The organism is Stutzerimonas stutzeri, from assembly GCF_002890895.1.
Taxonomy (GTDB): Bacteria; Pseudomonadota; Gammaproteobacteria; order Pseudomonadales; family Pseudomonadaceae; genus Stutzerimonas; species Stutzerimonas stutzeri_AB.
Genome location: NZ_POUL01000006.1, coordinates 169,378 through 194,939 on the forward strand (window position 1 = coordinate 169,378; position 25,562 = coordinate 194,939).

A 25,562-nucleotide genomic window follows, 5' to 3' on the forward strand; every position below is an offset into this window, starting at 1 on the left:
GTTAAATCGGCTCGGCCAGCAGCCTCGTGCTTCCTCTGCCAGACATCCATAGGTGCTGTTGGCGAGCATCCGGCGTGGCCTCTCGCGGCAGATGCGCCCCCCAGGCGTGCTCTGATCTGTAAGGAGGTTCGTTATGCATTATGAAATCTACGGCCGCCAGGAGGCGGACGCCCCGACGCTGGTCTGCAGCTCAGGCCTTGGCGGCGCGGGCGCGTTCTGGACGCCGCAATTGCCGGCGCTGACCCAAGACTACCGCGTGGTCGTCTACGACCAGCTCGGCACTAACAAGAGCCAGGCCTCGTTACCTGAGGGCTACTCGATCAACACCATGGCGCTCGAACTGCTGGACCTGCTCGACAGCCTGAATATTCACCGGTGTCATTTCATCGGTCACGCGCTGGGCGGGCTTGTAGGTCTGCAAATGGCCCTGCTGAGCCCGCAACGGTTACAGAGCCAGGTGCTGGTCAATGCCTGGAGCAGCCCCAACCCTCACAGCGCACGGTGCTTTGCCGTACGCCAGAACCTTTTGCGCGACAGCGGTCCGGCCGCGTACGTGCAGGCGCAATCGCTGTTTCTCTACCCGGCGGACTGGATCGTCGCCAACAGCGAGAAACTGGCGAAGGACGATGAACACGCACTGGCAAACTTCCCGACCACGGCCAGCCTGCTGCGGCGGATCGGCGCGTTGCTGAGCTTCGATATCGAGGCCGAGCTGCCAACGATCCAGACGCCCACGCTGCTGATCGCCAACCGCGACGACATGTTGGTGCCCTGGAATCGCTCGCAGCACATGGCAGAGGTCCTGCCCAACGCCCGACTGGCATTGCTGGAATATGGCGGACATGCCTCCAGCGTCAGCGACAGCGAACCCTTCAACCGAGTCCTGCTGGACTTCCTGGCCGAGCAATGCGGCCAGGCCGCGGCAGCCTGAGGACACTGAACATGCACACCCCATTCGATTCACAAGCCCTTGCGACCCTGTTCAGCGAAGGCCGCACCCACAGCGCCTGGCTGGACAAACCGGTGCCGGACGCGCTGCTCGAACAGCTCTACGACCAGGTTCGCCTGGGCCCGACCGCCGTCAACAGCTGCCCAGGGCGCTTCGTTTTCGTGCGCACAGCCGAGGCCAAGGAAAAGCTCGCGCCGTGCCTGTCCAAAGGCAATCTGGACAAGACCATGAGCGCTCCGGTGACGGTGATCGTCGCCTATGACGAGGATTTTCCCGAGACGCTGCACGAGTTGTTTCCCTTCGCCGACGCCCGTAGCTGGTATGCCGGCCAGCCGGCACTGATCGCTGAAAATGCCCTGCGCAACAGCTCCATGCAGGCTGGCTACCTGATCCTCGCCGCGCGTGCTCTGGGCCTCGATTGCGGCCCGATGTCCGGCTTTGACGCCAAGGCTCTGGACGAAGCCTTCTTCCACGACACGACCTGGAAATCCAACCTGCTGATCAACCTCGGCTATGGCGATACCAGCAAGCTGCGCGACCGGCTGCCGCGCCTGCCTTTCGACCGCGCCTGCGCGTTCGCCTGATGGAGACCCGATATGAACCTGGCTGAACTCGACCCCACCAACGTCACCACCCCGCCCGTGATCAAGCAGGACTACCGCGACGCCATGGCGCGCCTCGCCGCTGCGGTCAACGTGATCACTACCGATGGCCCCGCTGGGCGCGCCGGCTTTACCGCGACAGCCGTGTGTAGCGTGACAGATGATCCGCCAACTTTGCTGGTCTGCCTGAATCGAGCGGCATCAGCGCACGCGGCTGTAACGGCCAACGCGCAGCTCTGCGTCAATACGTTGGCCAGCGGTCAGCGCGACCTGTCCAACCTGTTTGGCGGCAAAACGCCGATGGCCGAACGTTTCGCTGCCGCAAGCTGGACCACCTGGCTGACGGGCTCGCCCGTACTGGAAGGTGCCGCTGTCTCCTTCGATTGCCGCGTCAGCCACAGCACCACTGTCGGCACTCACGACATCCTTTTTTGCGAAGTACTGGCACTCAAGCACCAGAACGACGCGGACGGCCTGGTGTATTTCGACCGCGCCTACCACGGCCTGCAAGGCAGTCACTAACCCGCAAACCTGACCTGCGCCAGACCCAGCGCAGGTTGTCTTTCCGATACCCGCCACGGCTGGCCGTCCGGCCAACGTTCCCGTTTGCGCAGCTTTCTTTATGTTATGTTATAGCTATTGCATCCAACTGGCTGTGCATACCTCCATGACCGAAACCGAACTCCTCGAGCTACCCGCCGACGCCTATATGAATGAAGCCCAACAAGGGTTTTTCCGAGACTTGCTATTGCACCAGCGCGCCGATTTGCAGGCTCGCATTGAGGACGAATTTCAGCAGTTGCGCGAACAAGAGCCCAGCAGCGATCCATCCGATATCGGCACAGCTGAAGAGCAACGTCAGTGGCAGCTCCGGCTGCTGGAGCGGGAAAAGAAGCTGCTCGACAAGATTGACGACTCGCTGGACGCCCTCGCCCGCGGCGAATACGGCTGGTGCGCCGAAACCGGCGAGCCCATCGGGCTGAAGCGCCTGTTGCTGCGGCCCACCACGACGCTCTGCATTGAAGCCAAAGAGCGCCAGGAACTGCGCGAAAAACACCAACGAACCGCCTGAGAGACCGCCATGAATCGCCTTCCCGTCACCGTGCTGTCCGGCTTTCTGGGCGCCGGCAAAAGTACGCTGCTGAACCACATCCTGAAGAATCGCGAGGGTCGCCGCGTCGCGGTGATCGTCAACGACATGAGCGAAATCAACATCGACGGTGGCGAGGTCCAGCGCGACGTCAGTCTCAACCGTGCCGAAGAGAAACTGGTCGAGATGAGTAATGGCTGCATCTGCTGCACGCTGCGCGAGGACCTGCTCGAGGAAGTGGCCAAGCTGGCGCGTGAAGGCCGCTTCGATTACCTGCTGATCGAGTCAACCGGCATTTCCGAGCCCTTGCCGGTGGCCGAGACCTTCACCTTTCGCGACGAACAGGGCCAGAGCCTCGCCGACCTGGCACGGCTGGACACCATGGTCACGGTAGTCGACGGGGTCAACTTCCTGCGCGACTTCCACGAGGCCGAGAGTCTGGCCAGTCGTGGCGAAACCCTGGGCGAAGAGGATGAGCGCTCGATCACCGACCTGCTGATTGAGCAAGTGGAATTCGCTGACGTGATCCTCATCAGCAAGATCGATCTCATCTCAAGTGCCGATCGTGAAGAGCTGGGCGCCATCCTGGCCCGTTTGAACACCCACGCCGAAATCCTGCCCATCAGCATGGGCAACGTAGCGCTGTCGAAAATACTCGACACCGGACGCTTTGATTTCGAGCGCGCAGCGCAGGCGCCGGGCTGGCTCAAGGAACTGCGCGGCGAGCACATTCCTGAGAGCGAAGCCTACGGTATCGCGTCAACCGCCTACCTGGCGCGTCGCCCGTTCCATCCAGAACGCTTCCATGCCTTCCTCAACCGGGAGTGGAGCAACGGCCGGCTGCTTCGCTCGAAGGGCTATTTCTGGCTGGCCAGCCGCCCGCAGGAAGCCGGTAGCTGGTCCCAAGCCGGCGGGCTGATGCGCTACGAATGCGCCGGCCGCTGGTGGCGTTTCACTCCGGACGCCCAGTGGCCCGTAGACGAGGAATCGCGTGCGGCAATCCGCTCGAAATGGCGCGATGACAGCGGGGATTGCCGTCAGGAACTGGTCTTTATCGGCCAGCACATCGACTTCCATCGCCTGCGCGCCGAACTCGACGCCTGCCTGCTCAGCGACTACGAATGGAACCTAGGTCCTGAGCAATGGCTGCGCCTACCGGACCCTTTCGTGCCCTGGCATCAGGAGGTTGCGTGATGCTGGCGCGGCAGCCGGTCAGCGCAATCCCTCAGCAAGTATTCGGACACGCCCCGGCAGTCCTGGGCGATGCGCTGCTTGAGAACGTCAACCTCTCTGTATGGCAGCGCGAACTGCCGCCTCATATCGCCGGCTTCGCACAGAGTTTGATGGCACTGGGCGAGCCCCTGGCCGAATCGCTGACCATCGAGCCTGATGCAAACGGCGAGGTCGAGTCGTTTGCTCTGGCGACGGCCTACCGCGACATTGCCGGGCACGCTGGTTTCGTGGCTGACGTTGCTTGGTTGGTCCGCGCATTCAGCTCTCTTGTTGAAGCACGCCGCGTCGGACTGCGACTGAGGATTCTGGACAAGGCGATGTGCCCACGCTTCCACGTCGACCATGTGCCCTTGCGCCTGATTACCACCTATGCCGGCGCGGGCAGCGAATGGCTGCCTGAACACGCCATACCGCGCCAGCGCCTCGGCGATCCCACGGTCGCACCGCAGGGCATTGAGCGACTGCTGGCGGGTGAAGTCGCGCTGTTCAAGGGAGAGAGATGCGAGGGTAACGAAGGCGCCGGCATCATCCACCGCTCACCGCAGGTGGCACCCGGCGAGCGCAGGCTGATCCTGACCCTGGACTGGCTGGCCTGAAAAAGGGCCGGCAGCTGTGGCTGCTCGACCCTCGGGATCCAACGGCATATCGATCACGCCGCCATCTTTTCGCACTCTTCAGCGCATTGGCGACAGGCTTCGGCGCAGGCCTGGCAGTGGTCCATCTGGTGCTGGCCACATTCTTCAGCACAGTCGCGGCAGGCTTGCGCGCAGATGCGGCAAATCTCTTGGGCGAGCTTGCTGTCACGGGCCATCAGCGTGGCGGCAAGTGCACACAGGTCGGCGCAGTCTCGGTCAAGCTCGATGCAGCGGGCCATCATTTTCACGTCGTCTTCGCGCAGACAGGATGCAGCGCAGGTTTCACAAGCGATGGCGCAGTTGGAACAAGCCTGGATGCATGCGTCGAATTTGGCATTGAGCATTGGATACCTCCATGGTCGATGTTGAGGGCAGCGATGGTTCGCCCTTTCAGATATTTCGTGCTGATCGCGCCGTTCTAAGTTCAGTCTGATCGACCCAGTGGTCCTTCCATCCCCCTGCGGCCGGAGCATCGGGTCCCCGCTCGGCTACGGTCGCCGCTACAATCCTCGATCCCTTTTCACAGCCCGCGATGCACATGACCTCCACCCTTGCCTCGCCTTGCGAATATCAGGAAACCATCCGCAAGAGCCGCTTCCTCGCCAAGGCTACGCCGGTGTCCAGCCCCGAAGACGCCCAAGCGTTCATCCAGGCAGTCAGCGATGCCAGCGCCACGCATAACTCTTGGGCGTGGAAGGTCGGCAATCAGTACCGATTCAGTGATGACGGCGAGCCCGGCGGAACGGCAGGCCGACCCATGCTGACCGCCATCGAGGGGCAGGACTGCGACCAGGTGGTCGTGGTGGTGATTCGCTGGTTCGGCGGTATCCAACTCGGGACTGGCGGCCTGGCCCGAGCCTATGGCGGCGCTGCGGCGAAATGTCTGCAGGCTGGCGAGCGCGTCGAGCTGGTTGCCAGGGTTCGCTGCAGCTGTCACTGCCGCTTCGCCGAGCTGGCGCTGCTCAAGTCTCGCCTGAGTGACTATGACGCACTGATTGACAGCGAAACCTTCGACGCAGAAGGCGCCGAATTGCAACTGGCCTTCCCAGCGGCGCTGCAGCCGCAGGTGCAGAAACTACTCTCCGACATCAGCCGTGGCCGCTCCGAACTGCACTTGCTGGAGCCTTGAGCATCGCGTCCCGTTGAACTGCTCGATATCAGAGAAGTCCCTATAACAGCGGCACTTGCCGTTGGGTCGGCGCAGTCATGCGCATGTCCCCCAACATAAACGAGTGGAAGTGCCGAGACACGCATTCCGCTGCGAAACAGGAGTCTGACGAATGAAAAGCAAATATAAGTGGCTGATCCCCGGCGCCGTGCTGCTGACCACCTTGGGCATGGCCGGTTGCGATGTCGAGAAAACCGAAGAAGGCTCGCTCCCAGACGTAGAAGTCGAAGGCGGCAACATGCCTGAGTACGACGTCGATGCGCCAGAAGTGGATGTTGGCACCAAGGAAAAGGTCATCACTGTTCCTGATGTCGATGTGACCATGCCTGACGATGACGAGCCCGACGTTGTGCGTGAACCTGTCGAGCCCATCAAGCAAAACTGACAAGTAGCGACGCGTGTCATAACGGCGCGCCAGGCTCGAAAGCCGTGCTTGCACCAGCAAGTGCGGCTTTTTTATGTCGTCAGGTTTTCCACCATTTATGTGCATCAAGTTGTGGATAACAATGTGAGCAACCCTGCAACCCCAGTCTTGACGCGGCCCCGGCAATATCGATCATTTTTTGATCTGCGCCACCGGAAGCTTGCACATATCACCAAAACACGTTGATTTTCATCGTTTTTTTATTGCCTGAAGCATGTCCAGCGTGCGGTTGCAGATCGCTATCATCGTTTCGTCTGGTTATTCGCAATTGCAGTGGACAAGATTGTGGATAACCTTTGGGCTGTCAGCGGCCGGCCCCGTCCGGCCTCGCTTGGAACAACTTGCTCGTTTTTTGCACAGTCAGATAGCTGACTGGCGAACAATTTCGGGCAATGCTCGGCAACGTGCAGCCGGATCGTTAGTTGACCTTTGGGTCAACTCCTCCAACATGCTTAAATGCAATTTTTCAGGACGGGGGTTTCTCATGTACGACTGGCTCAACGCCTTGCCCAAAGCCGAGCTTCATCTACACCTCGAGGGCTCGCTCGAACCCGAGCTGCTGTTTCGCCTGGCCGAACGTAACAAGATTGCCCTGCCCTGGGACAATGTCGATGCGCTGCGCAGCGCCTACAACTTCGGCAATTTGCAGGAGTTTCTTGATCTGTACTACGCCGGGGCCGACGTACTTCGCACCGAGCAGGACTTCTATGACCTGACCTGGGCCTACCTGCAAAAATGCGAAGAGCAGAACGTCGTGCACACCGAGCCCTTCTACGACCCGCAAACCCACACGGACCGAGGCATCCCGTTTGAAGTCGCGATGCGCGGTATCAGCGGCGCGCTGGCGGACGGCCGCGAGTTGCTCGGCATCAGCAGCGGCCTGATCCTGAGCTTCCTGCGTCATCTGCCGGAAGAAGCAGCCTTCAAAACGCTGGAACAGGCGATGCCGTTCCGTGACGCTTTCTTCGCGGTCGGCCTGGACAGTTCAGAGATGGGTCATCCGCCGAGCAAGTTCGAGCGCGTCTTTGCCAAGGCCCGCGCTGAAGGTTTCCTCGCCGTGGCCCATGCCGGCGAAGAAGGCCCACCCGATTACATCTGGGAAGCGCTGGACCTGCTCAAGGTCAGCCGCATCGACCACGGCGTGCGCGCATCCGAAGATCCGAAGTTGATCCAACGGCTGATCGCCGAGCAGATTCCGCTCACGGTTTGCCCGCTGTCGAATACCAAGCTCTGCGTGTTCGACGACATGGGCCAACACAACATCCTGCAGATGCTGGAACAGGGCGTGAAGGTGACGGTGAACTCGGACGACCCGGCCTACTTCGGCGGCTACGTCACCGAGAATTTCATGGCGCTGCATGAGAGCCTCGGCATGACCGAGGATCAGGCTCGCCGGCTGGCTCAGAACAGCCTCGACGCCCGCCTGGCCAAGTGATCGGCAAGGGCCGCCGCCGCGCGGCCCGTTAACTCGAGAACGGAGCCAGCTGTATCAGCACCTGGCATCGCTCGACCAAGTGTTCGCGCAACAGCCGCACCCGTTCGCCCAGATGTGCACGGTGGGCACAGATCAGGTTCAGCGGCGCTGGCTCGCCCTGCAGCTCCGGCAACAACACCACCAGTCGCCCCGACTGCACATCCTGAGCGATGTCCAGCCAGGATTTATACACCACGCCCCGCCCTGCCAGTGCCCAGCGGCGCACCACATCGGCATCGTCGCTGACGCGATCCCCGCCCACCAGCTGCTCCAGCTCGCGGCGGCGGTCGTCGAGAAAGCACCAGCGCTCATGCACCCGCCCGGCCAGCATGAATCGCAGACAGTTATGGTCGACGAGATCGGCCAGCGTGCGCGGCGATCCATTTGCCGCCAGGTAGCCCGGCGAAGCACAGAGCACGCGCCGATTGGCCGCCGCCACCGGTAGCGCCACGAGGCTGGAATCTTCCGGCTGGCCATAACGCAGCGCGACATCGACCGGCTGCCGAAACAGGTCGGCATTGCGATCCGCCAATAACAGTCGAAGGCTCAAGAGCGGGTGCTGCAGCTGGAACTCGTCCAACCAGGGCAGAAGCACATTGCGGCCGAAATCTGACGGCGCTGACAGCTGCAGCGAGCCACTGATAGTCGCTTTGCCGCCCGCAAGCAGTTGTTGACCCTCGACCAGGCTCTGCAAGGCCGAACGCGCATGGGGCAAATAGAGCTCGCCTTCGCCCGTCAGCCTCAGGCTCCGGGTCGAACGCACCAGCAAGCGGCAACCCAATTGCGCTTCCAGTCGCTTGAGCGCCGCACTGGCAACGGCCGGCGACAGTTCCAGCTGCCGAGCAGCGGCCGACAGGCTCCCCAGTTCGGCGGTCAGTACGAATACCTGTAGGTCATCGCTGCGCAGCATTTTCAATATTCCATTGAAAGAGTCTCTGCGAAATATGCGGTTTTTCATCGCAGCGCGAAAGCCGAACATGGCGGTATTCAATGTTCAGCTCTAGAAGGAGACTCACGATGAAAGCCATCGGCTACCAACAATCCCTGCCAGTCGACGACGTGAATTCACTGATCGACATCGAACTGCCTGATCCCACACCCGGCCCGCGCGACCTGCTGGTCGAGGTCCGCGCCATCTCGGTGAACCCTGTGGATACCAAGATCCGCATGCGCGTGCAGCCGGAAGCCGGTCAATATCAGGTACTTGGTTGGGATGTGGCCGGCGTGGTGCGCGCGGTGGGCAGCGAAGTCACCCTCTTCCAACCCGGCGATGAGGTGTTCTACGCCGGCGCGCTGGATCGGCCGGGCGCCAACAGCGAACTGCATCGGGTCGATGAGCGCATCGTCGGACGCAAGCCCGCAACACTGGACTTCGCGGCTGCAGCGGCGCTGCCGTTGACTTCGATCACCGCCTGGGAGCTGCTGTTCGAGCGCTTGCAGATTAGCGAAGGCAAGGAAGATCGCGATCAGCGTTTGCTTATCGTCGGTGCAGCGGGGGGTGTGGGCTCCATCCTCACTCAGCTGGCGCGCCAGTTGACCGGGCTGAAGGTAATCGGCACAGCCTCGCGGAGCGAAACCCAGGACTGGGTGCGTGAGCTGGGCGCTCATGAGGTGATCAATCACAGCCAGCCGTTGGCCGCCGAGCTGCAACGAGTGAGCATCGCCGACGTCACCCACGTTGCCAGCCTGACCCACACCGACGTTCACTTGCCGCAGATCGTCGAGGCGCTGCAGCCTCAAGGTCGGCTGGCCTTGATCGATGACCCGGCCAGCCTCGACATCAGCCTGCTCAAGCGCAAGAGCCTGTCGCTGCACTGGGAGTTCATGTACACCCGTTCGCTGTACCAGACGCCGGACATGATTGCGCAGCACCAGCTGCTCAACCGGGTCGCGGAGCTGATCGACACCGGCGTGCTGAAGACCACCCTGGGTGAGCACTACGGCGCCATCAACGCCGAAAATCTGCGCCGCGCCCATGCCTTCATCGAGAGCGGCAAGGCCAAAGGCAAGATCGTCCTTGAAGGGTTCTGACGGATGCGGGACCGCCTCAGGACGAGGCGGTCTCGCTGCGTTGGGATAGGCTGCTCTGGCCGGTATACCAGGCCAGGCACGCCGCCAGGCCGGCACACACCGTGATAGCCAAGGCCATCGGCACGGCTGTGCCGTTGTGCATCCAACCCACGGCCGCCGAGGCGAAGGCGGCAACACAGAACTGCATGCTGCCCATCAACGCCGACGCCAAGCCCGCCTGCTTGCCCTGCTTCGCCATGGCGCAGGCGGTTGCGTTGGGCAGGATGCTGCCAAGGCTCGCCAGGCCGGCGAACAACGGAATAAGCAACGGCCAGAGTGCCTCCGGCTTGCTCAGCGCAATCATCAGTAACGCCGCGCCGCAACCGAAGTAGAGCCAGACCAGGCGCCGCAGCCAGAAACCCGGGCCGCGCAGACGCAACAGCCGTGCATTGATCTGCGAGACGAGAATGAACCCCGCCGCATTGCTGCCGAACAGCCAGCCGTAGTGCTCGGCCGGAACGCCATACAGTTCGATGAAGACGAAGGGCGAGCCGGCGATATAGGCAAACATACCGGCCATCGCCACGCCGCCCGAGAGTGCAAAGGCGATGAATTCGCGGTCACGGAACAGCGCGACGTAGCGCCCAAGGGTTCCTCGCAAGGCGTGTTTGGGTGCATCGGCCGGTAAGGTTTCCGGCAGCCGTAGCGCAACCGCAACGCCACACAGTGCGCTGAAGATCGTCAGCGAGACGAAGATCGCCTGCCAGCCGAAGGCGTTCATCAGCAGCCCACCCGCCAGCGGCGCGAGGATCGGCGCCAACCCCATCACCAGCATCAACTGGGAAAAGACTTTGGCGCCCTGCACTGGATCGCACCAGTCGCGTACCACCGCGCGGGTCACCACGATGCCTGCGCAGCCACCCAGCGCCTGAACGAAACGCGCAGCGATCAGCCAGTCCAGCGACGGCGCAAAGGCACACGCCAGCGACGCCAGGGTAAACAGCGTCACGCCCACCAGCAGCGGCCAGCGCCGTCCATACCGATCCGCCAGCGGCCCATAGATCAGCTGCCCAAGGGCCAGGCCGATGAAGTAAGCCGCCAGCGACAGCTGCACGTGTTCCACATCCGTGGCAAAAGCGCGCGCCATCGAGGGAAACGCCGGCAGGTAGAAATCGATGGCCAACGGACCAAAGGCGCTGAGCGCGCCCAGAATGAGCAGAATAGGAAGGGGCATGGATAAACTCGCGGAGCGGAAAAAGCCGAAGCATCGACCCGCAGCGAAGCCGCGACCGAGATCGAACGTTTACAGAGAAGCTGAGATGCTGTTACATACACAGACGATTGTAAACATCCAAAGTTGCAGAGGTTAAAGGACGAACTCCGCATTATCCGCCGCGAAGGCATTATTCAATGCAGTATCAGGCTGCCGTAGCTCACCCATGCGAAGAACCAAAGAAGACGCCGAAAAGACCCGTGTTGCCCTGCTCGCCTCTGCCGAGCGGCTGTTTCTCGACAAGGGTGTGGCGCACACCAGTCTCGACCAGATTGCCCGCGACGCCGGCGTGACCCGCGGCGCCGTGTACTGGCATTTCCAGAACAAAGCGCATCTGTTTCACGAAATGCTCAATCAGGTTCGCCTGCCCCCGGAACAGATGGCCGAGCGGCTTTGCAGCTGCACCCAGCAGCAGCCGTTGAGGGCGCTGTATGAGCTCTGTATCGAAGGCATCAGTGCCTTGGGCCGGGATGAGCAGAAGCGCAGGGTCATGACCATCCTTCTGCACCGTTGCGAATTCACCGACGAATTACGCGAAGCGGAAGAGCGCCACCAGGCGTTCATCAATCAGTTCATTGAGTTGTGCGAAAAACTTCTGGAGAGCGCCGCTGACAGCCTGTATCCAGGCACTACTCCGCGTCTGGCCGCGCGCACCTTGCACGCGCTGATCGTCGGCGTGTTCAGCGACTGGACCCGCGACCCGACCCTGTTCGATCCGGAAAAAGATTGCGCCGCGCTGATCGACCCGGTGTTCCGTGGTCTGGTCAAGGATTGGGACAGTTCCGCCGTGCGCTGACGCATCCCTAACAAACGCGGCAGCAGCTGCTGCCGCGTGCTGCATCACTGGACCTGATAGCCCTCTTCTTCGATTGCCTCGCGGATGGTCGCATCGTCCAGCCCACCCTCCACGTGCACCACGCCCGCCTCAAGGTCGACATCGACCTTGGCATCGCCATCGCGCGACTGGATTGCCTGAGTCACGGCGCGCCGGCAATGCTCGCAGGTCATGCCTTTCACGTTGAACGTCTGCATCGGTTGCTCCTTTCGTTCGTTGAATACACCAGCATGCTCAACGTTGCCACACTGACAAGGTCAATAGGCTTGGCTGCGACATCCTGTTACTGGACTTGACCTTCCCACAAGGTGAAGGTTGATCCTCAGCGGCAACTGGCCTATTCGGAGCAAACCATGACGAGCGCAACCTACACGCTGCCTATCTCCGGCATGACCTGCGCGAGCTGCGCCGGGCGGGTCGAGCGCGCCCTGCTGAAGGTGCCCGGCGTCGACAGCGCGGCGGTGAATCTTGCTGCCGAGCAAGTCCGCGTGCAGACCCATGAAGGCGAGCTCTCCGAACTGGTACAGGCCGTGGAAAAAGCCGGCTACGGCGTGCCGGTACAAACCCTTGAACTGGCCATCGAAGGCATGACCTGCGCCAGCTGTGCGGGCCGCATCGAGCGAGCACTGCTCAAGGTGCCCGGCGTGCGCAGCGCCTCGGTGAACCTGGCCAACGAACGTGCCCGTATCGAAGTGCTCGGCGCGGTCGACTCGTCAGTATTGATCGCGGCGGTCGAGGCCGCTGGCTACAAGGCTCAAGCCAGCAGCGATAGCGAGCCTGCCACTGACCGGAGCGAAAGCCGCCTACGCCGTGAACGCTGGGCCGTTATTGCCGCGCTGCTGCTTGCCGCACCGCTGGTCATTCCAATGTTTGGCGACCTGCTGGGCCTGCATTGGATGTTGCCGCCCTGGATGCAGTTCGTGCTCGCCACGCCGGTGCAATTCATCCTTGGTGCGCGTTTCTACGTGGCGGGTTGGAAGGCCGTGCGGGCCGGGGCCGGCAACATGGACCTGCTGGTCGCGATCGGCACCAGCGCCGGCTATGGCCTGAGCCTCTACCAGTGGTGGGTCGCAGAGGCTGGGCAGATGCCGCATCTGTATTTCGAAGCGTCCGCCGTGGTGATCGCCCTCGTCCTGCTGGGCAAATACTTGGAAAGCCGTGCCAAGCGCCAGACCAGCGCAGCCATTCGTGCACTGGAGGCGCTCCGGCCCGATCGCGCGGTACGCGTGGTTGATGGCCGCGAAGAAGAGGTGGCGATTGCGGTCCTGCGTCTGAACGACCTGGTGTTGGTCAAGCCCGGCGAGCGCTTCCCGGTGGACGGCGAAGTGGTCGAAGGCGAAAGCCAGGCCGACGAGGCCCTGATCAGCGGTGAAAGCCTGCCGGTGGCGAAGGCGCCGGGCGACAGCATCACCGGCGGCGCGATCAACGGTGAAGGCCGGTTGCTGGTTCGCACCACCGCGCTGGGCGGCGAAACGGTGCTGGCGCGCATCATTCGGCTGGTCGAGGACGCCCAGGCCGCCAAGGCCCCCATCCAGAAACTGGTGGATAAGGTCAGCCAGGTATTCGTCCCGGCGGTGCTGGTGATTGCTTTGTTGACCCTGGCGGGCTGGCTGTTCGTTGGCGCGCCCGCCGAAGTGGCGTTGATCAACGCGGTTGCCGTGCTGGTCATCGCGTGTCCCTGTGCGCTTGGCCTTGCGACGCCAGCTGCGATCATGGCCGGCACCGGTGTCGCCGCACGACACGGCATTCTGATCAAGGACGCTGAAGCGCTGGAGGTCGCCCATGCCGTGACGGCGGTCGCCTTTGACAAGACCGGTACCCTAACCTCCGGCAAGCCGCGCATTGTTCATCTGCATGCCGTTGATGGCGATGAGTCCGCGCTTTTGCAACAGGCCGGTGCGCTGCAACGCGGCAGCGAACATCCGCTGGCGCAGGCTGTGCTGGACCGCTGCGCCGAGCAAGGGCTGACAGTGGCCGACGTCGATCGCAGCCAGTCGCTCACAGGGCGCGGCATCGCCGGCGATCTCGATGGCCGCTCGCTGGCGCTGGGCAACCGCCGGCTGCTGGACGACAGCGGCCTGCAGCCGGGCGAGCTGGCGGGCAAAGCCGAAGCTTGGGAAAGCGAAGGCCGCACGCTGTCCTGGCTGATCGAGACTGCGCCGACATCTCGCGTGCTCGGCCTGTTCGCCTTTGGCGACAGCCTCAAAGAAGGCGCCGCTGAAGCGATCGCAGCTCTCAACGCCCGACATATTCGCAGCCATTTGATCACCGGTGACAACCGCGGCAGTGCCCGTGTGGTGGCCGAGGCGCTGCAGATCGACAGCGTGCACGCCGAAGTGCTACCGGCCGACAAGGCGGCCACGATCGCCGAGTTGAAAAAAGGCGGCGCGGTGCTGGCGATGGTCGGCGACGGCATCAACGATGCGCCAGCACTGGCCGCCGCCGATGTCGGCATCGCCATGGGCGGCGGGACCGATGTGGCCATGCATGCGGCGGGGATCACCCTGATGCGCGGCGATCCACGCCTGGTGCCCGCTGCACTGGAGATCAGCCGCCGCACCTACCGCAAGATCCAGCAGAACCTGTTCTGGGCGTTCATCTACAACCTGGTCGGGATTCCCCTGGCAGCCTTCGGTTTTTTGAGTCCGGTAGTGGCAGGCGCGGCGATGGCGTTGTCGAGCGTCAGCGTGGTCAGCAACGCGCTGCTGCTCAAGCGTTGGGAGCCGAAGGACTAGCGTGCAGCCGCGCACGGGCTGTGATCGGCGGCACGCATGGACACCGCGCCGACGCAGCACACAACAGCCTCACACCGATTCGTCTGGATGCGCACATGAACATTGGCCAAGCAGCAAAGAAAAGCGGGTTGTCGGCAAAGATGATTCGCTACTACGAGTCCATCGACCTGATCTCCCCCGCCGGGCGCAGCGCCAACGGTTACCGCCACTATGGCGAGGAAGACCTGCACCGCCTCGCGTTTATCAAGCGCTCGCGCGATATGGGCTTCTCATTGGAGGAAGTGAGCAGGCTGCTCACGCTCTGGCAGGACCGCCATCGCGCCAGCGCTGACGTGAAGTCCCTGGCCGGCGCGCATATCGAGGCGCTCAATCAGAAGATCGCTGAACTGGTGGGGTTACGCGACACCCTGCAAGAGCTGGTCGACACCTGTCAGGGCGATGACCGGCCGGATTGCCCCATCCTCAAGGACCTGGAATCCGGCGGGTGCTGCTCGTCCAGCGCACCCCGTGAGCGCAGCTAGACAGAGCAACACCGCTTTTCCATCAGGGATACAACAAGGCCAGGCATTGCGCCTGGCCTCGCGATAGATCAGCTAGCCTGCGATTGCAGGTAGTTCTGCAGCCCGATGCGGTCGATCATGCCGAGCTGCTGCTCCAGCCAGTAGGCGTGATCTTCTTCAGTGTCCATCAGCTGCAGCTCGAGAATTTCACGGGTCTGGTAATCACCGTGCTGCTCGGCCAGGGTGATGCCCTTGGCCAGGGCTTCGCGCACCTTGTATTCGAGTGCCAGATCGGCGCGCAACATCTCAGGAACGGTGTGGCCGGGATGCATTGCCTCCGGCGTCATGTCCGGTGTGCCTTCGAGGAACAGGATGCGCTTGAGCAGCGCATCGGCGTGCTCGGTTTCCTCCTGCATTTCGTGATTGATCCGCTCGTAGAGCTTGGTGAACCCCCAGTCGGCATACATCCGCGAGTGCAGGAAATACTGATCACGCGCCGCCAGCTCCCCACGCAGCAGTTCTTTGAGATATTCGATGACTTGTGGCTGACCTTGCATTGCGACTCTCTCCTGCACTGACTTTTGAACGCCGGACAATGATACGCCCAATCGGCGGCGGATTGACCGTGGCCCCGTTGCCGCAGGCAAAACCAGCTGACCAGTGGGTCAGTTCAGCATAGGCCGAACTCCCGAGCCAGAGCGGGGTTCTACTGAATCTGTCGCGGCGTTTCGCATTGTCGCGACGTCTTGCTCGTCGCCATTGTCCAGGAGAACGGATGCCGCTCTTAACGTCCCGAGGCCGCTCACGACATCGCTTTACTATCGCCTCAATCTGCATTGGGCTGACCCTGTCCGGCTGCGCCGAGGACAAGGAACCTGTTCAGGTGCCGCCACGCGTTGCCTTTGTCGAGCCGCTGCAACGTATTGATAACGGCCCCGAGTCGTTGCGCTTTCCCGGTGTGGTCGAAAGCGTGACCAGCACGCAGCTGGCGTTCCAGGTGCCGGGGCGCGTCGAGCGCATCCTTGTCGACGAAGGCGAGCACGTCGAAAAAGGCCAGCCGGTCGCCGAACTCGACGACACCGATTACCAGCTGCAACTGCGCGAGGCCCAAGCACGGCTTCGTCAGCTGGAGGCGGATCTGAGCCGCAAGCGTGCGTTGCTGGACGAAGGGATTCTCGCCCCCGCCGCGGTAGAGCCGCTGCAGGCCAGTGTGGTGGCGGCACGCGTCGCTCGCGACAGCGCACAGCGCAATATCAAGCACAGCACACTGGAGGCACCGTTCGACGGCGTCGTCGCGCGGCGGCTGGTCGAGCCGGACATGGTGGTCGCCACGGGTACACCGGTGCTCGAGTTGCAGAACAACCAGCACATTGAAGTCACCGTTGACCTGCCCGAAACAGCCGCGCTGAGCATCCCCCTGAATGAAACGCTGCAGGCCGTCGGCGAGCTGGTGATTGCCGACCTGACGCTGCCGCTTGAATACAAGGAACACAGCACCCAGCCGCGCGAAGGCTCGCGCACTTACAGCCTGACGCTACAGGGCCAACCGCCGGAGGACTTCAACCTGCTGCCAGGTATGGCCATGCGGGTTCGCCTCGAGCGGCCTGCCGAGCCACAGAGCGAGAAAACACCGCGTTTTCGCGTGCCGCTCAATGCGGTGCAGACAGCACCCAATGGCAGCCATTACCTGTGGCTGGCGGTGGACGGACACGCCCAGCGCCATGACCTGCAGCTCGAACGGATCGAAGACGACCATGCGGTGGTCAGCGGCGAGCTGAACAACGACATGCTGGTGATCGTAGCGGGTGGCAGCAAGCTCTCGGAAGACCAACCGATCAAAGCCGAGCGGCGGAAGTAAGCGGATGGACTTAGCCCGTTACGCCATCTGCAAGCCGGTCAATATCTGGGTTCTGGTGCTGATCTGCCTGATCGGTGGCATCGTCGCGTTCTTCGAGATGGGCCGCCTGGAAGATCCCGAATTCACCATCAAGGAAGCCATCGTCACGGTGCAGTACCCGGGCGCAACCGCGCTGGAGGTCGAGCAGGAAGTGACCGAGCCGTTGGAAAGCGCCATTCAGGAGCTTTCCGAGGTCAAGGAAATCCGTTCGCGCTCGATGATCGGCCTGGCCGAAATCCGAGTCGAGATCCAGGACCGCTATTCGGGCGATCAGCTCGATCAGATCTGGGACCAACTACGCAGCAAGGTCGAGGACGCCCGACAGCAATTGCCGCCGGGCCTGGACCCGCCGCTGGTCAATGATGACTTTGGCGATGTCTATGGCATCTTCTTCGCCCTCACCGGCGATGGCCTGACGCTGGAAGAGCTGCATGAAGTGGGCAAGGATCTGCGTCGCGGGCTGATCACGGCAGACGGCGTCGGTCAGGTCGAACTCGCTGGCGTGCGTGAGGAGCGGATTCTGGTGGAGGTCGACCAGGCGCGCCTGGCTGCGCTGCGCCTGTCCCCTCAGGAGCTGCTCGCGGCATTAGCCGATGCCGATGCCGCCGTTGAAGCGGGAGGCGTGCGTGCTGGTGAATTCTTTGTACACATCCGCCCTACGGGCGCTTTCGACTCGCTGGATGCCTTGCGTGCCCTGCCGGTCGGCCAGGGCCAGCAGAGTGTGGATCTGGGCTCGATTGCCACGCTGAAACGCGACTATGCCGAGCGGCCACGGCAGATCATCCGCCACAACGGCGAGCCAGCACTGACAATAGGCATCAGCGGTATTTCCGGCAGCAACATCGTCGAGGTGGGCCGCAGTGTCGAGGCGAAGCTGCAATCCATGCAGCGGTTGATGCCGCTTGGCGCCGAACTGCATCCGCTGTACCAGCAGCACAGCATCGTCAACGAGTCGGTCAACAGCTTCGCGCTCAACGTGTTCCTCTCGGTGGCCATTGTCGTCGGCGTGCTTTGTCTGGCCATGGGCGTGCGTGCGGGCGCGATCATCGGCGCGGTGCTGTTTCTCACGGTACTCGGCACCTTGCTGGTCATGTGGATGGCCGGGATCGAGCTGGAACGCATCTCCCTCGGCGCGCTGATCATCGCCATGGGCATGCTGGTGGACAACGCGGTGGTGGTTTGCGACGGGATGCTGATTCAGAAGCAGCGCGGCATGAGCATTCTGGAAGCCTCACGCAAGACCCTGCAGCAGACGCAGTGGTCGCTGTTGGGCGCGACCATCATCGGCATCCTCGCGTTCGCCGGGATCGGCCTGTCCCAGGACACCACCGGCGAGTTTCTCTTTTCGCTGTTCTTCGTCATCGCCACATCGCTGTTGCTGAGCTGGTTGCTGGCGCTGCTGGTGGTGCCGCTGTTCGGGCACTACCTGCTTGAGCGCAAGGGTGACAAAACGGACAAGGATGCCAATCCGGACGATGCCTACAGCGGGCCGATCTACAACCGCTACCGACGCATGGCAGGCGCCGTGCTCGCGCGTCCCTGGCTGACGCTGGGCGTTCTGGTTGTGCTCACCGTCCTCAGCGTAGTGGGCTTCAGTCGGGTGCCGCAGAGCTTTTTCCCACCTTCGAGTACGCCGATCTTCTACCTGAACCTGTTCCTGCCGCAGGGTACGCATATTCGCGAGACCAGCCGCACCGCCGAGGATGTCGAGGGCTATCTGAAGCAGCTCGACGGCGTCACCGATGTGTCGACCTTTGTCGGTGCGGGCGCGTCGCGCTTCATGCTCACCTACGCGCCGGAACAGCCCAACCCGGCGCTGATGCACTTTCTGGTTCGCACCAAGGAGGCAGGGGTGATCGCCGATCTGGTTCGTGAGATCAACCAGACGCTACCAGGCCGTTACCCCTCCGCCGATGTCGCCGCAGCGCAGTTCATGTTCGGCCCCAATGCCGAGGCCAAGCTCGAAGCGCGAATCAGTGGCCCTGAACTCGACGAGTTGCGACGATTGTCGGCCGAAGGTCAGCGCATCCTTCAGGAACAAGGGAATGTCTTCAACATCCGTGACGACTGGCGATCCCCCGTACCCGTACTGCGCCCACAGCTGGCGCTGGACCGTCTGGCCGATGCCGGCCTTACTCGCCAGCAGGTCGCGCAGGCCTTGTCTGTCGCCAGTGAAGGCCAGCAGGTCAGCGTGTTCCGCGATCAGGATGAGCTGATTCCGATCCTCCTGCGCGCCACTCGAGAGGATCGCGTCGAACCGGGCGAACTCCTGCAACGGCTGATCTGGAGCCCGGCAACGCGCAGTTACGTGCCGCTGGCACAGGTCGCGGACGGCATCGAGGCGACCACCGAGGAGTCGATGATCCGCCGCTACGGCCGCGAACGAACCATCGCCGTGCGTGCTGAGCCGCGCGACGGGGAGAATACCAATGTCGCATTCGAGCGGATTCGACCGCTGCTCGAGGACATCGAACTGCCGACCGGCTACTCACTGGAATGGGGCGGTGACCATGAGCAATCTTCCGACGCGCAGCAGGCTCTGGCCAGCACGCTTGCAGTGCCGTACCTGGCGATGGTGCTGGTCACGGTGCTGCTGTTTGCCAAGGTCCGCCAGCCACTGATGATCTGGCTAGTGGTGCCGATGGCGCTGTGCGGCGTCACCCTGGGGCTGCTGATCACCGGCCAGCCATTCGGCTTCATGGCGCTGCTCGGGCTGCTGAGTCTGACCGGTATGTTGATCAAGAACGCCGTGGTGCTGGTGGACGAGATCGACCGGCAGATAGCCGATGAGGTACCGCGGCTAACGGCCATCGTCGAGGCCTCGGCGTCGCGTCTTCGCCCGGTGATGATGGCTGCAGGCACCACGGTGCTGGGTATGGTGCCGCTGCTGTTCGACCCCTTCTTCGCCAACATGGCTGTCACCATCATGGGCGGGCTGGGCTTCGCCACGCTGCTTACCCTGCTGGCCGTGCCCTGTCTGTACCTGTTGTTCATGCGCGTCAAACCGGAGGAAACCTGATGCCCTGCCGATTGGCTCGTACCCCCCTGATCTGGGCGCTGGCGTTGGCGCTCGGCGCTTGCTCCAGCGTGCCGGAACGGCCTGCCCCGGACGTTCCGGACAGCTGGTTCCACGCGGTGCGCCAGCAGCCAGCCGATGCCGAGACGCTCGCCGACTGGTGGCAGCAGTTCGATGACCCGGTGCTGACTCAACTTGTCCGCAAGGCTCTGAATAACAACCGTGACATTCGCTTGGCCATGCTGCGGGTCGATACCGCGCGCGCGCAATTGCGCCAGGCTCGCGCCGGCCTGTTCCCCACATTCGCGCTGCCAGGCTCGACCAGCCGTCAGTGGATCGAGAACAACAATGAACCGAACCCCAATAGCCCCATAGGCCAGTTCATCCCCGACGAAGACGTGATCACCTTCGATACCTGGGAACTCGCCCTGCAAACCAGTTGGGAGCTGGACATCTTCGGCGCTACCCGGGCGCGAACCGACAGTGCGCGCCAGCAGATTCGCTCGGCGCAAGCCCAAGCCATCGCCGCGCGGCTGGCGGTGGCCTCCAATGCTGCACAGGGTTACATGCAGGTGCGCGCGTTCGAGGGGCAGCGGGCGCTGCTGCTGGAGGGGATCGAACTTGCAGCAGAGCTCGAGCACATCGCCAGTCGAATGTTCGAAGCTGGCGAGGTGACCCGGCTGGATGTCGAGGCCAGTGCCGCTGAGCGCGCCTCCCTGCAGGCGGATCTGGATGAACTGGAAATCAACCTGGCCGAAGCCAGGCTGGCGCTCGATACGCTGCTCGCCGAACCGCCGGGTAGCGTGGCGCGCGAGTTCGAAGCGTCGGCCAAGGTGCCGCTCGCTGACAGACCCATCCCGCCCGGACAACCGCTGGATCTCTTGCGCCGTCGTCCGGATTTGATTGCCGAAGCGGCGCAGCTGCAGGCCGCACAGCTGCAATCTCTGGCCGCCCGCCGCGACCTGTTCCCGACCCTGGCGCTACAGGCGGCAGTCGGGCGTTCTGGCCTGGCACTGGGCAATGCCTTCTCCACCGCTTCGAACTTCGCGCGTCTCGGTGCGACCTTTGGCTTGCCCTTCCTCGATTATCGCCGACGGGGCGCGGCAATCGACCTGGCTGATGTGGAAGGTGAAAGCGCCTACCTCGGCTTCCAGCAGGCGCTGGCCGAAGCGCTGGAAGAGGTCGAGCGATCACTGGTCCGCATCGACGGACAGAAACGCCGCCTGGACTCGCTACGGACCACCCTTCGTCATCGTGAATACGCCTATGAGCTGGCGCAGACCAGCTATCGACTGGGTGAGGCGAATCTCAACGAAGTATTGGACGCCCAGCGCGGCTCCCTGCGTGCTCGGCAACAAGCGCTGCAGGGCCGTACCGCACTTGCGACGGCACAAGTCGCACTGTTTGTAGCACTTGGCGGCGGCTGGGAAATGAACCCAAGTGCGGTGCAGACTAACGAGCCCGCGTCAGCAACGTCGGGCTCGAATGCTGTGGAATAACGGCGTTAGGCTGGAGTCTCCTTGGCAAGCCACCCGAAGAGACGGCCCGCACACCATCGCTCACCGTTCAGTTACGCATCCATGGCGGTGTCGGCGGCTCATCGCTGGGCTCATCCGTTGCGTTACGCAAGGCTTCCTTACGCGCCTGGTCGGCCAGGGTCGCCTTGATCTCCCGCATCACAGCGTCTAGGTCCGCGGCATCTTCCGGCTCGGCAAACTCACCGGTCAGCTCGGACTCCGGCGTCAGCTTGCCGTCCTCGTACAGCGCCCACATTTCCTTGGCGTAGCGGGTGAATTTGAGCTCGGGCGCAAACTGGCCGAAATAGGCCGACATGTTGCCAACGTCCCGTTCGAGCATTTCAAAGGCGTGGTTGTTGCCCGCCGCATCTACCGCCTGTGGCAGGTCAATGATGACCGGGCCATGTTCGTCGAGCAGCACGTTGAATTCGGACAAGTCGCCATGCACCAGGCCGGCGCAGAGCATCTTCACCACTTCGCCAATCATGAAGGCATGAAATTCCCGTGCATCGTCGGGGTGAAGATCAACGTCGTTCAGACGCGGCGCGGCATCGCCGTCTTCGCCTGAGATCATCTCCATCAGAAGCACGCCATCGAGGAAGTCGTACGGTTTAGGCACGCGCACGCCAGCGTCTGCCAACCTGAACAAGGCGGCCACTTCAGCGTTCTGCCAGTTTTCCTCTTTTTCCTTGCGCCCGTGCTTGGAACCCTTGGCCATGGCCCTCGCATCGCGGCTGCTACGGACCTTGCGACCCTCCTGATACTTGACGGCTTGGCGAAAGCTGCGGTTGTTGGCCTCCTTGTAGACCTTGGCGCAACGCAGCTCGTCACCACAGCGCACTACATAAACCGCTGCTTCCTTGCCGCTCATCAGCGGGCGCAACACTTCGTCGATCAGCCCATCCTCGACCAACGGCTCGAGTCGTTTTGGCGTTTTCATCAGCGGCTTACAGACCCTTTTTGGCTATGCAGATCTGCAGGTTACGGCAATCGCGAACGGGCTTCCATGTTCGCCCGCAAGTTTGAAAGCGCACTGTGGATTGGCATAGGGATCGGCCAGGGCGGACAATCGTAATCCTTCACCCACGGAGCCTCCCAATGCTCGATTTCGACCACTGCTGGCAAGCGCTCTGCAATCGCGATCCAAGCTTCGATGGGCGCTTCGTGTTTGCCGTGCACTCGACCCATATTTTCTGCCGCCCCAGCTGCCCGGCGCGTCGCCCCAAGCGGGAAGGTGTCAGTTTCTTCAGACACAACCACGAGGCCGAGGCCGCGGGTTTCCGGGCTTGCCGACGCTGCTCCCCCAAGGGCAAGAGTCTTGCTGAGCAGCTCGACGAGCTGGTGGTGGCGGCCTGCCGGCTGCTGGATGAAAGTCCTGAGCCGATGACTCTGGATCAGCTGGCCGGCCGCATCGGTCTGTCCTCCTCGCACCTGGCTCGTGCCTTCAAAGCACGAACTGGCCTGACGCCGCGCGCCTGGGCCACAGCGCGCCGACGCGAGCGGCTTGAGATGCAGCTGCCGGACGCCGAATCAGTGCTCGGTGCCGCACTGGACGCTGGCTACGGCAGCACGCGTGGTGTCTATCAGCACACGGCAGCACTCAGCCCGGCTAAGCGCCGACGTAAAGGCGCCGGAGAGACCCTGCGCTACGCCACGAGCGCCTGTCCGTTGGGCCTGCTGCTGGTGGCTGCCAGCGACAAGGGCATCTGTGCCCTGCTGTTCGGCGATGAACAAGAAGCGCTACTCGACGATCTGCAGTCACGTTTCGCGGCGGCGGAGCTGGTGCCTGATCAGGCCGGGCTCGGCGAATGGCTGAAGGCAATTGTCGCTCAGCTGAAGGAGCCGAGCCGAGCTGCCCAACTACCGCTGGACCTGCGTGGCAGCGCCTTCCAGCAACGGGTCTGGCAGGCATTGCAAGGCATTCCGCCTGGTGAGACTCGCCTTTACGGTGAGTTGGCCGCGAACCTTGGCAGCCATGCGCGCGCCGTGGCCCGTGCTTGCGCCAGCAATCCGGTCGGGCTCTTGGTGCCCTGTCATCGCGTGGTCGGTGCCAACCAGGCACTGACCGGCTACCGCTGGGGTGTCGAGCGCAAGGCCGCCCTGCTTGAATCAGAGCGTGATGAATCGGGAGCCTGACGAGGTTTCAGCGGTCGCATGCAGTACATGCCACCGCAAGAGAGACCAGCCATGACCGAACTGAAGCGCTACCGCATCCATTACCTGATCAATGGCGAGCCGGCGTCCCTGACGTTGAGCGCCTTCGAAGCGCCTGCACTAGAGCAGGCTGAACTGGAAATCTTGTTGCACCACGTCAAAGAGCCGCGCGCCAGCGTCGACGCGCCTTGGGAAATCCCGGAACGCGCCAGCGAGCACAGCCGGATGGCCGAGCTGGGCGTCAGCGACATCCAGATCGAAGAAGAAGCGCACCGCTGAATCACGCCGCTGCAAACTGCTAAAACAAGGAGATGACTGCCGTGCCCCTGATCGACACCCACACCCACCTCGACTTCGACCCCTTCGATGCCGACCGCGGAGAGGTACTGGCCCGCTGCGCCAGCGCAGGTGTCGAGCGGGTCCTGGTGCTCGGTGTGCATCAAGCGAACTGGGACAGGGTCTGGCAGATGGCGCTGGATGAGCCGGCCGTATATGCCGCGCTGGGGCTGCATCCCGTGTTCTTACGGGACCACCGGCCAGAACACATCGGCGCGCTGCGCGGTTGGCTTCAACGCCTGCGCGGCGAGGACAAGCTCTGCGCAATCGGGGAAATCGGCCTCGACTATTACATCGAAGACCCGGACAAGGACCGGCAGCAACAGCTACTTGAAGCGCAGCTCGAGCTAGCCAACGCGTTCGAGCTGCCGGTGCTGCTGCATGTCCGCCGCGCTCATGCGCAGATGATCGCCACCCTTAAGCGTTACAAGCTCAAGCGCACCGGCATCGCGCACGCATTCAGCGGCAGCTGGGAAGAAGCCCGCGAATACATCAAGCTGGGTTACAAACTTGGACTGGGCGGCGCGGGAACCTGGCCCCAGGCGCATCGAATGCATCGGGTGCTGCAACAGTTGCCGCTCGAAAGCATCGTGCTGGAAACCGACGCCCCGGACATCACCCCCCACAGCCACGCCGGCCAGCGCAACAGTCCCGAATTCCTTCCGGACATCTGTCGCGAGCTGGCGGAGCTGCGCGGCATCAGCCCTGAGGAATTGGCAGACGCCAGTTACCGCAACAGCTGCGACTTGTTTGGCTGGAACCGCTAATCGGCTGACCGAAGCCGAGGGCAGAAAGCTGGCAAGCGCTGGGCTCCGATCCAGACAGCTAATCAGTCTTCTAGCGGGTCGTGTCCCCAGTTCATCAGCGAATGACGCCAGCGGCTGTCGCGAATGTCCGCCTTGGGACGCTGAGCAAGGTGCCGGTGGACATAACCGATAACCTTGCGCATGGCCTGGTAATCGTCCTCGCCCAGTTCAGCCTGCCGCTTTGCCTTGAGCGCGAGGATACGCTCACCCATGGCGTGCCCTACCGCCTCGCCATCATCCGGGGCGGCGACTTTTTCTCCACCAGAAGTCATGCCAACGCTGCGGCTGGTCTCGCTCTCAAGCCAATCGCGGAGCTGGGCTGGCGACATATTGACCATCCGATGGAATTCATCGCGAACGTCTCGCTTGGCCGCGTCACTCAGCTCGTTCATTGCTCGCCCTCGCGCTTGAGCGCCGCAACCAACTCGTCTTTCTTCATCGTTGATCGTCCACGAATGCCGCGCTGAGCAGCGCGGCGCACCAGCTCGGTCTTGTTCAGCCCGCTAAGTGCGGGCTCCTGCCCGCGGCTGGTCTTGCGCGCCACATCGGCTGGCTGGCTGGAGTGTTGCTGCCCGCGACGGCTATCGGCTCGTTTCTTTTGCGTCGTTCGGGCGTATTCGTCGTCGCTGATTGACTCGCGAGCCTTCTTGGGCAAATAGCGCTCGCCGGTTTCCCCGGACGGCTTTCCGGATTTGGTATCCCAGTCTTCGCGGGTCCACTCGCGCAAGTGGTTGTCGGCGGTTTTCTTGCCCTCATAGCCGCCGCCGCGCTTCTTGTATTCCTGCACGGCGTACTGGGCCTTGCGCGCCGACCACTGGCCAGGCTCGCCGCCCTTGTCGCCGTCGGTGACTTCCCGCTTCACCTGCTCCCATAGCTTCGGATCGGTTTTCTTTGCGGTGCTGGACATG

27 protein-coding genes are annotated in these 25,562 nt (G+C 62.7%); 19 read left to right on the forward strand and 8 right to left on the reverse strand.

Features of this window, described 5'->3' with window-relative positions:
• The first annotated feature begins 133 nt into the window (after positions 1 to 133).
• The 6 genes from rutD to CXK96_RS13405 all read left to right on the forward strand — a co-directional run bounded on the left by rutD (position 134) and on the right by CXK96_RS13405 (position 4,470).
• Positions 134 to 931, forward strand: a complete 798-nt coding sequence (gene rutD / locus CXK96_RS13380; RefSeq protein ID WP_102836944.1) for a pyrimidine utilization protein D — start codon at positions 134 to 136, stop codon at positions 929 to 931.
• A gap of 11 nt (positions 932 to 942) precedes the next feature.
• On the forward strand, positions 943 to 1,533 hold the full coding sequence (locus CXK96_RS13385; RefSeq protein ID WP_102837058.1) for a malonic semialdehyde reductase: 591 nt from the start codon (positions 943 to 945) through the stop codon (positions 1,531 to 1,533).
• Between the two features lie 12 nt (positions 1,534 to 1,545).
• Positions 1,546 to 2,073, forward strand: a complete 528-nt coding sequence (rutF, locus tag CXK96_RS13390; RefSeq protein ID WP_102836945.1) for an NADH-dependent FMN reductase RutF — start codon at positions 1,546 to 1,548, stop codon at positions 2,071 to 2,073.
• 145 nt (positions 2,074 to 2,218) lie between these two features.
• Positions 2,219 to 2,623: an RNA polymerase-binding protein DksA gene (gene dksA, locus CXK96_RS13395; protein ID WP_102836946.1), complete on the forward strand. Its 405-nt coding sequence runs from the start codon at positions 2,219 to 2,221 to the stop codon at positions 2,621 to 2,623.
• A 9-nt stretch (positions 2,624 to 2,632) separates the two neighbouring features.
• Positions 2,633 to 3,835: a zinc metallochaperone GTPase ZigA gene (gene zigA / locus CXK96_RS13400; RefSeq protein ID WP_102836947.1), complete on the forward strand. Its 1,203-nt coding sequence runs from the start codon at positions 2,633 to 2,635 to the stop codon at positions 3,833 to 3,835.
• Positions 3,835 to 4,470, forward strand: coding sequence for a DUF1826 domain-containing protein (locus tag CXK96_RS13405; protein WP_102836948.1), 636 nt, complete (start codon positions 3,835 to 3,837; stop codon positions 4,468 to 4,470). Before zigA ends, CXK96_RS13405 begins: the two co-directional genes overlap by 1 nt.
• 53 nt (positions 4,471 to 4,523) lie before the next feature.
• Here CXK96_RS13405 and CXK96_RS13410 read toward each other — a convergent pair whose 3' ends face one another.
• Positions 4,524 to 4,853: a four-helix bundle copper-binding protein gene (locus CXK96_RS13410; protein WP_102836949.1), complete on the reverse strand. Its 330-nt coding sequence runs from the start codon at positions 4,851 to 4,853 to the stop codon at positions 4,524 to 4,526.
• 194 nt (positions 4,854 to 5,047) lie between these two features.
• Between CXK96_RS13410 and CXK96_RS13415 the strand changes: the two genes are divergently transcribed.
• From CXK96_RS13415 to CXK96_RS13425, 3 genes are all read left to right on the forward strand, one after another.
• Positions 5,048 to 5,638: an IMPACT family protein gene (locus CXK96_RS13415; protein WP_102836950.1), complete on the forward strand. Its 591-nt coding sequence runs from the start codon at positions 5,048 to 5,050 to the stop codon at positions 5,636 to 5,638.
• Between the two features lie 151 nt (positions 5,639 to 5,789).
• The gene (locus tag CXK96_RS13420) at positions 5,790 to 6,062 is read left to right on the forward strand and encodes a hypothetical protein (protein ID WP_200636635.1); all 273 of its coding nucleotides are present in this window, start codon (positions 5,790 to 5,792) and stop codon (positions 6,060 to 6,062) included.
• Positions 6,063 to 6,585: 523 nt separating this feature from the next.
• Positions 6,586 to 7,536 carry an adenosine deaminase gene (locus CXK96_RS13425; RefSeq protein ID WP_102836951.1) on the forward strand — a complete coding sequence of 317 codons (951 nt, stop codon included), beginning with the start codon at positions 6,586 to 6,588 and terminating at the stop codon, positions 7,534 to 7,536.
• A gap of 28 nt (positions 7,537 to 7,564) precedes the next feature.
• On the opposite strand, the gene CXK96_RS13430 is transcribed toward CXK96_RS13425, so the two are convergent.
• Complete coding sequence (locus CXK96_RS13430) at positions 7,565 to 8,485, reverse strand: LysR family transcriptional regulator (protein ID WP_102836952.1); 921 nt, start codon at positions 8,483 to 8,485, stop codon at positions 7,565 to 7,567.
• 107 nt (positions 8,486 to 8,592) lie between these two features.
• Here CXK96_RS13430 and CXK96_RS13435 point away from each other — a divergent pair, with 107 nt between their 5' ends.
• On the forward strand, positions 8,593 to 9,606 hold the full coding sequence (locus tag CXK96_RS13435) for a zinc-binding alcohol dehydrogenase family protein (protein WP_102836953.1): 1,014 nt from the start codon (positions 8,593 to 8,595) through the stop codon (positions 9,604 to 9,606).
• A 16-nt stretch (positions 9,607 to 9,622) separates the two neighbouring features.
• On the opposite strand, the gene CXK96_RS13440 is transcribed toward CXK96_RS13435, so the two are convergent.
• A complete protein-coding gene (locus CXK96_RS13440; protein ID WP_102836954.1) occupies positions 9,623 to 10,819 on the reverse strand; it encodes a Bcr/CflA family multidrug efflux MFS transporter in 1,197 nt (398 codons plus the stop codon).
• A gap of 205 nt (positions 10,820 to 11,024) precedes the next feature.
• Here CXK96_RS13440 and CXK96_RS13445 point away from each other — a divergent pair, with 205 nt between their 5' ends.
• Complete coding sequence (locus CXK96_RS13445; protein ID WP_102836955.1) at positions 11,025 to 11,654, forward strand: TetR family transcriptional regulator; 630 nt, start codon at positions 11,025 to 11,027, stop codon at positions 11,652 to 11,654.
• Positions 11,655 to 11,698: 44 nt separating this feature from the next.
• On the opposite strand, the gene CXK96_RS13450 is transcribed toward CXK96_RS13445, so the two are convergent.
• On the reverse strand, positions 11,699 to 11,890 hold the full coding sequence (locus CXK96_RS13450) for a heavy-metal-associated domain-containing protein (protein ID WP_102836956.1): 192 nt from the start codon (positions 11,888 to 11,890) through the stop codon (positions 11,699 to 11,701).
• Between the two features lie 156 nt (positions 11,891 to 12,046).
• On the opposite strand from CXK96_RS13450, the gene CXK96_RS13455 reads away from it, so the two are divergent.
• The gene (locus tag CXK96_RS13455; protein WP_102836957.1) at positions 12,047 to 14,428 is read left to right on the forward strand and encodes a heavy metal translocating P-type ATPase; all 2,382 of its coding nucleotides are present in this window, start codon (positions 12,047 to 12,049) and stop codon (positions 14,426 to 14,428) included.
• Between the two features lie 95 nt (positions 14,429 to 14,523).
• Entirely contained in the window at positions 14,524 to 14,949 is a 426-nt protein-coding gene (gene cueR, locus CXK96_RS13460) for a Cu(I)-responsive transcriptional regulator (protein WP_102836958.1), read from the forward strand.
• Between the two features lie 68 nt (positions 14,950 to 15,017).
• On the opposite strand, the gene bfr is transcribed toward cueR, so the two are convergent.
• The gene (bfr, locus tag CXK96_RS13465; RefSeq protein WP_102836959.1) at positions 15,018 to 15,485 is read right to left on the reverse strand and encodes a bacterioferritin; all 468 of its coding nucleotides are present in this window, start codon (positions 15,483 to 15,485) and stop codon (positions 15,018 to 15,020) included.
• A 218-nt stretch (positions 15,486 to 15,703) separates the two neighbouring features.
• On the opposite strand from bfr, the gene CXK96_RS13470 reads away from it, so the two are divergent.
• Genes CXK96_RS13470 through CXK96_RS13480 form a run of 3 tightly spaced genes read left to right on the forward strand, consistent with a single transcriptional unit; the run spans position 15,704 to position 21,340 of the window.
• On the forward strand, positions 15,704 to 16,786 hold the full coding sequence (locus tag CXK96_RS13470; RefSeq protein ID WP_102836960.1) for an efflux RND transporter periplasmic adaptor subunit: 1,083 nt from the start codon (positions 15,704 to 15,706) through the stop codon (positions 16,784 to 16,786).
• 4 nt (positions 16,787 to 16,790) lie between these two features.
• The gene (locus tag CXK96_RS13475) at positions 16,791 to 19,844 is read left to right on the forward strand and encodes an efflux RND transporter permease subunit (RefSeq protein ID WP_102836961.1); all 3,054 of its coding nucleotides are present in this window, start codon (positions 16,791 to 16,793) and stop codon (positions 19,842 to 19,844) included.
• Entirely contained in the window at positions 19,844 to 21,340 is a 1,497-nt protein-coding gene (locus CXK96_RS13480) for an efflux transporter outer membrane subunit (RefSeq protein ID WP_102836962.1), read from the forward strand. Before CXK96_RS13475 ends, CXK96_RS13480 begins: the two co-directional genes overlap by 1 nt.
• A gap of 67 nt (positions 21,341 to 21,407) precedes the next feature.
• Here CXK96_RS13480 and CXK96_RS13485 read toward each other — a convergent pair whose 3' ends face one another.
• Positions 21,408 to 22,298 (reverse strand): PA4780 family RIO1-like protein kinase, encoded by an 891-nt coding sequence (locus CXK96_RS13485; RefSeq protein ID WP_102836963.1) that lies wholly within the window; start codon positions 22,296 to 22,298, stop codon positions 21,408 to 21,410.
• Positions 22,299 to 22,456: 158 nt separating this feature from the next.
• On the opposite strand from CXK96_RS13485, the gene ada reads away from it, so the two are divergent.
• Genes ada through CXK96_RS13500 form a run of 3 tightly spaced genes read left to right on the forward strand, consistent with a single transcriptional unit; the run spans position 22,457 to position 24,615 of the window.
• A complete protein-coding gene (gene ada / locus CXK96_RS13490; RefSeq protein ID WP_102836964.1) occupies positions 22,457 to 23,494 on the forward strand; it encodes a bifunctional DNA-binding transcriptional regulator/O6-methylguanine-DNA methyltransferase Ada in 1,038 nt (345 codons plus the stop codon).
• Positions 23,495 to 23,545: 51 nt separating this feature from the next.
• On the forward strand, positions 23,546 to 23,791 hold the full coding sequence (locus CXK96_RS13495) for a hypothetical protein (RefSeq protein WP_102836965.1): 246 nt from the start codon (positions 23,546 to 23,548) through the stop codon (positions 23,789 to 23,791).
• A gap of 41 nt (positions 23,792 to 23,832) precedes the next feature.
• Positions 23,833 to 24,615: a TatD family hydrolase gene (locus CXK96_RS13500; RefSeq protein WP_180981525.1), complete on the forward strand. Its 783-nt coding sequence runs from the start codon at positions 23,833 to 23,835 to the stop codon at positions 24,613 to 24,615.
• A gap of 62 nt (positions 24,616 to 24,677) precedes the next feature.
• Here the strand turns inward: CXK96_RS13500 and CXK96_RS13505 are convergent, their stop codons facing one another.
• Together CXK96_RS13505 and CXK96_RS13510 are read right to left on the reverse strand one after the other, a co-directional pair.
• Positions 24,678 to 25,046 carry a DUF3140 domain-containing protein gene (locus CXK96_RS13505; protein ID WP_102836967.1) on the reverse strand — a complete coding sequence of 123 codons (369 nt, stop codon included), beginning with the start codon at positions 25,044 to 25,046 and terminating at the stop codon, positions 24,678 to 24,680.
• Entirely contained in the window at positions 25,043 to 25,561 is a 519-nt protein-coding gene (locus CXK96_RS13510; protein WP_102836968.1) for a DUF5872 domain-containing protein, read from the reverse strand. The genes CXK96_RS13505 and CXK96_RS13510 overlap by 4 nt, the downstream gene beginning before the upstream one ends.
• Between the last annotated feature and the right edge of the window lies 1 nt (position 25,562).

Excerpts from the sequence above, each read along its gene's own strand:
- rutD (WP_102836944.1), top strand. The coding sequence starts at position 134 with ATGCATTATGAAATCTACGGCCGCCAGGAGGCGGACGCCCCGACGCTG.
- CXK96_RS13385 (WP_102837058.1), top strand. The coding sequence starts at position 943 with ATGCACACCCCATTCGATTCACAAGCCCTTGCGACCCTGTTCAGCGAA.
- rutF (WP_102836945.1), top strand. The coding sequence starts at position 1,546 with ATGAACCTGGCTGAACTCGACCCCACCAACGTCACCACCCCGCCCGTG.
- dksA (WP_102836946.1), top strand. The coding sequence starts at position 2,219 with ATGACCGAAACCGAACTCCTCGAGCTACCCGCCGACGCCTATATGAAT.
- zigA (WP_102836947.1), top strand. The coding sequence starts at position 2,633 with ATGAATCGCCTTCCCGTCACCGTGCTGTCCGGCTTTCTGGGCGCCGGC.
- CXK96_RS13405 (WP_102836948.1), top strand. The coding sequence starts at position 3,835 with ATGCTGGCGCGGCAGCCGGTCAGCGCAATCCCTCAGCAAGTATTCGGA.
- CXK96_RS13410 (WP_102836949.1), bottom strand. The coding sequence starts at position 4,853 with ATGCTCAATGCCAAATTCGACGCATGCATCCAGGCTTGTTCCAACTGC.
- CXK96_RS13415 (WP_102836950.1), top strand. The coding sequence starts at position 5,048 with ATGACCTCCACCCTTGCCTCGCCTTGCGAATATCAGGAAACCATCCGC.
- CXK96_RS13420 (WP_200636635.1), top strand. The coding sequence starts at position 5,790 with ATGAAAAGCAAATATAAGTGGCTGATCCCCGGCGCCGTGCTGCTGACC.
- CXK96_RS13425 (WP_102836951.1), top strand. The coding sequence starts at position 6,586 with ATGTACGACTGGCTCAACGCCTTGCCCAAAGCCGAGCTTCATCTACAC.
- CXK96_RS13430 (WP_102836952.1), bottom strand. The coding sequence starts at position 8,485 with ATGCTGCGCAGCGATGACCTACAGGTATTCGTACTGACCGCCGAACTG.
- CXK96_RS13435 (WP_102836953.1), top strand. The coding sequence starts at position 8,593 with ATGAAAGCCATCGGCTACCAACAATCCCTGCCAGTCGACGACGTGAAT.
- CXK96_RS13440 (WP_102836954.1), bottom strand. The coding sequence starts at position 10,819 with ATGCCCCTTCCTATTCTGCTCATTCTGGGCGCGCTCAGCGCCTTTGGT.
- CXK96_RS13445 (WP_102836955.1), top strand. The coding sequence starts at position 11,025 with ATGCGAAGAACCAAAGAAGACGCCGAAAAGACCCGTGTTGCCCTGCTC.
- CXK96_RS13450 (WP_102836956.1), bottom strand. The coding sequence starts at position 11,890 with ATGCAGACGTTCAACGTGAAAGGCATGACCTGCGAGCATTGCCGGCGC.
- CXK96_RS13455 (WP_102836957.1), top strand. The coding sequence starts at position 12,047 with ATGACGAGCGCAACCTACACGCTGCCTATCTCCGGCATGACCTGCGCG.
- cueR (WP_102836958.1), top strand. The coding sequence starts at position 14,524 with ATGAACATTGGCCAAGCAGCAAAGAAAAGCGGGTTGTCGGCAAAGATG.
- bfr (WP_102836959.1), bottom strand. The coding sequence starts at position 15,485 with ATGCAAGGTCAGCCACAAGTCATCGAATATCTCAAAGAACTGCTGCGT.
- CXK96_RS13470 (WP_102836960.1), top strand. The coding sequence starts at position 15,704 with ATGCCGCTCTTAACGTCCCGAGGCCGCTCACGACATCGCTTTACTATC.
- CXK96_RS13475 (WP_102836961.1), top strand. The coding sequence starts at position 16,791 with ATGGACTTAGCCCGTTACGCCATCTGCAAGCCGGTCAATATCTGGGTT.
- CXK96_RS13480 (WP_102836962.1), top strand. The coding sequence starts at position 19,844 with ATGCCCTGCCGATTGGCTCGTACCCCCCTGATCTGGGCGCTGGCGTTG.
- CXK96_RS13485 (WP_102836963.1), bottom strand. The coding sequence starts at position 22,298 with ATGAAAACGCCAAAACGACTCGAGCCGTTGGTCGAGGATGGGCTGATC.
- ada (WP_102836964.1), top strand. The coding sequence starts at position 22,457 with ATGCTCGATTTCGACCACTGCTGGCAAGCGCTCTGCAATCGCGATCCA.
- CXK96_RS13495 (WP_102836965.1), top strand. The coding sequence starts at position 23,546 with ATGACCGAACTGAAGCGCTACCGCATCCATTACCTGATCAATGGCGAG.
- CXK96_RS13505 (WP_102836967.1), bottom strand. The coding sequence starts at position 25,046 with ATGAACGAGCTGAGTGACGCGGCCAAGCGAGACGTTCGCGATGAATTC.
- CXK96_RS13510 (WP_102836968.1), bottom strand. The coding sequence starts at position 25,561 with ATGTCCAGCACCGCAAAGAAAACCGATCCGAAGCTATGGGAGCAGGTG.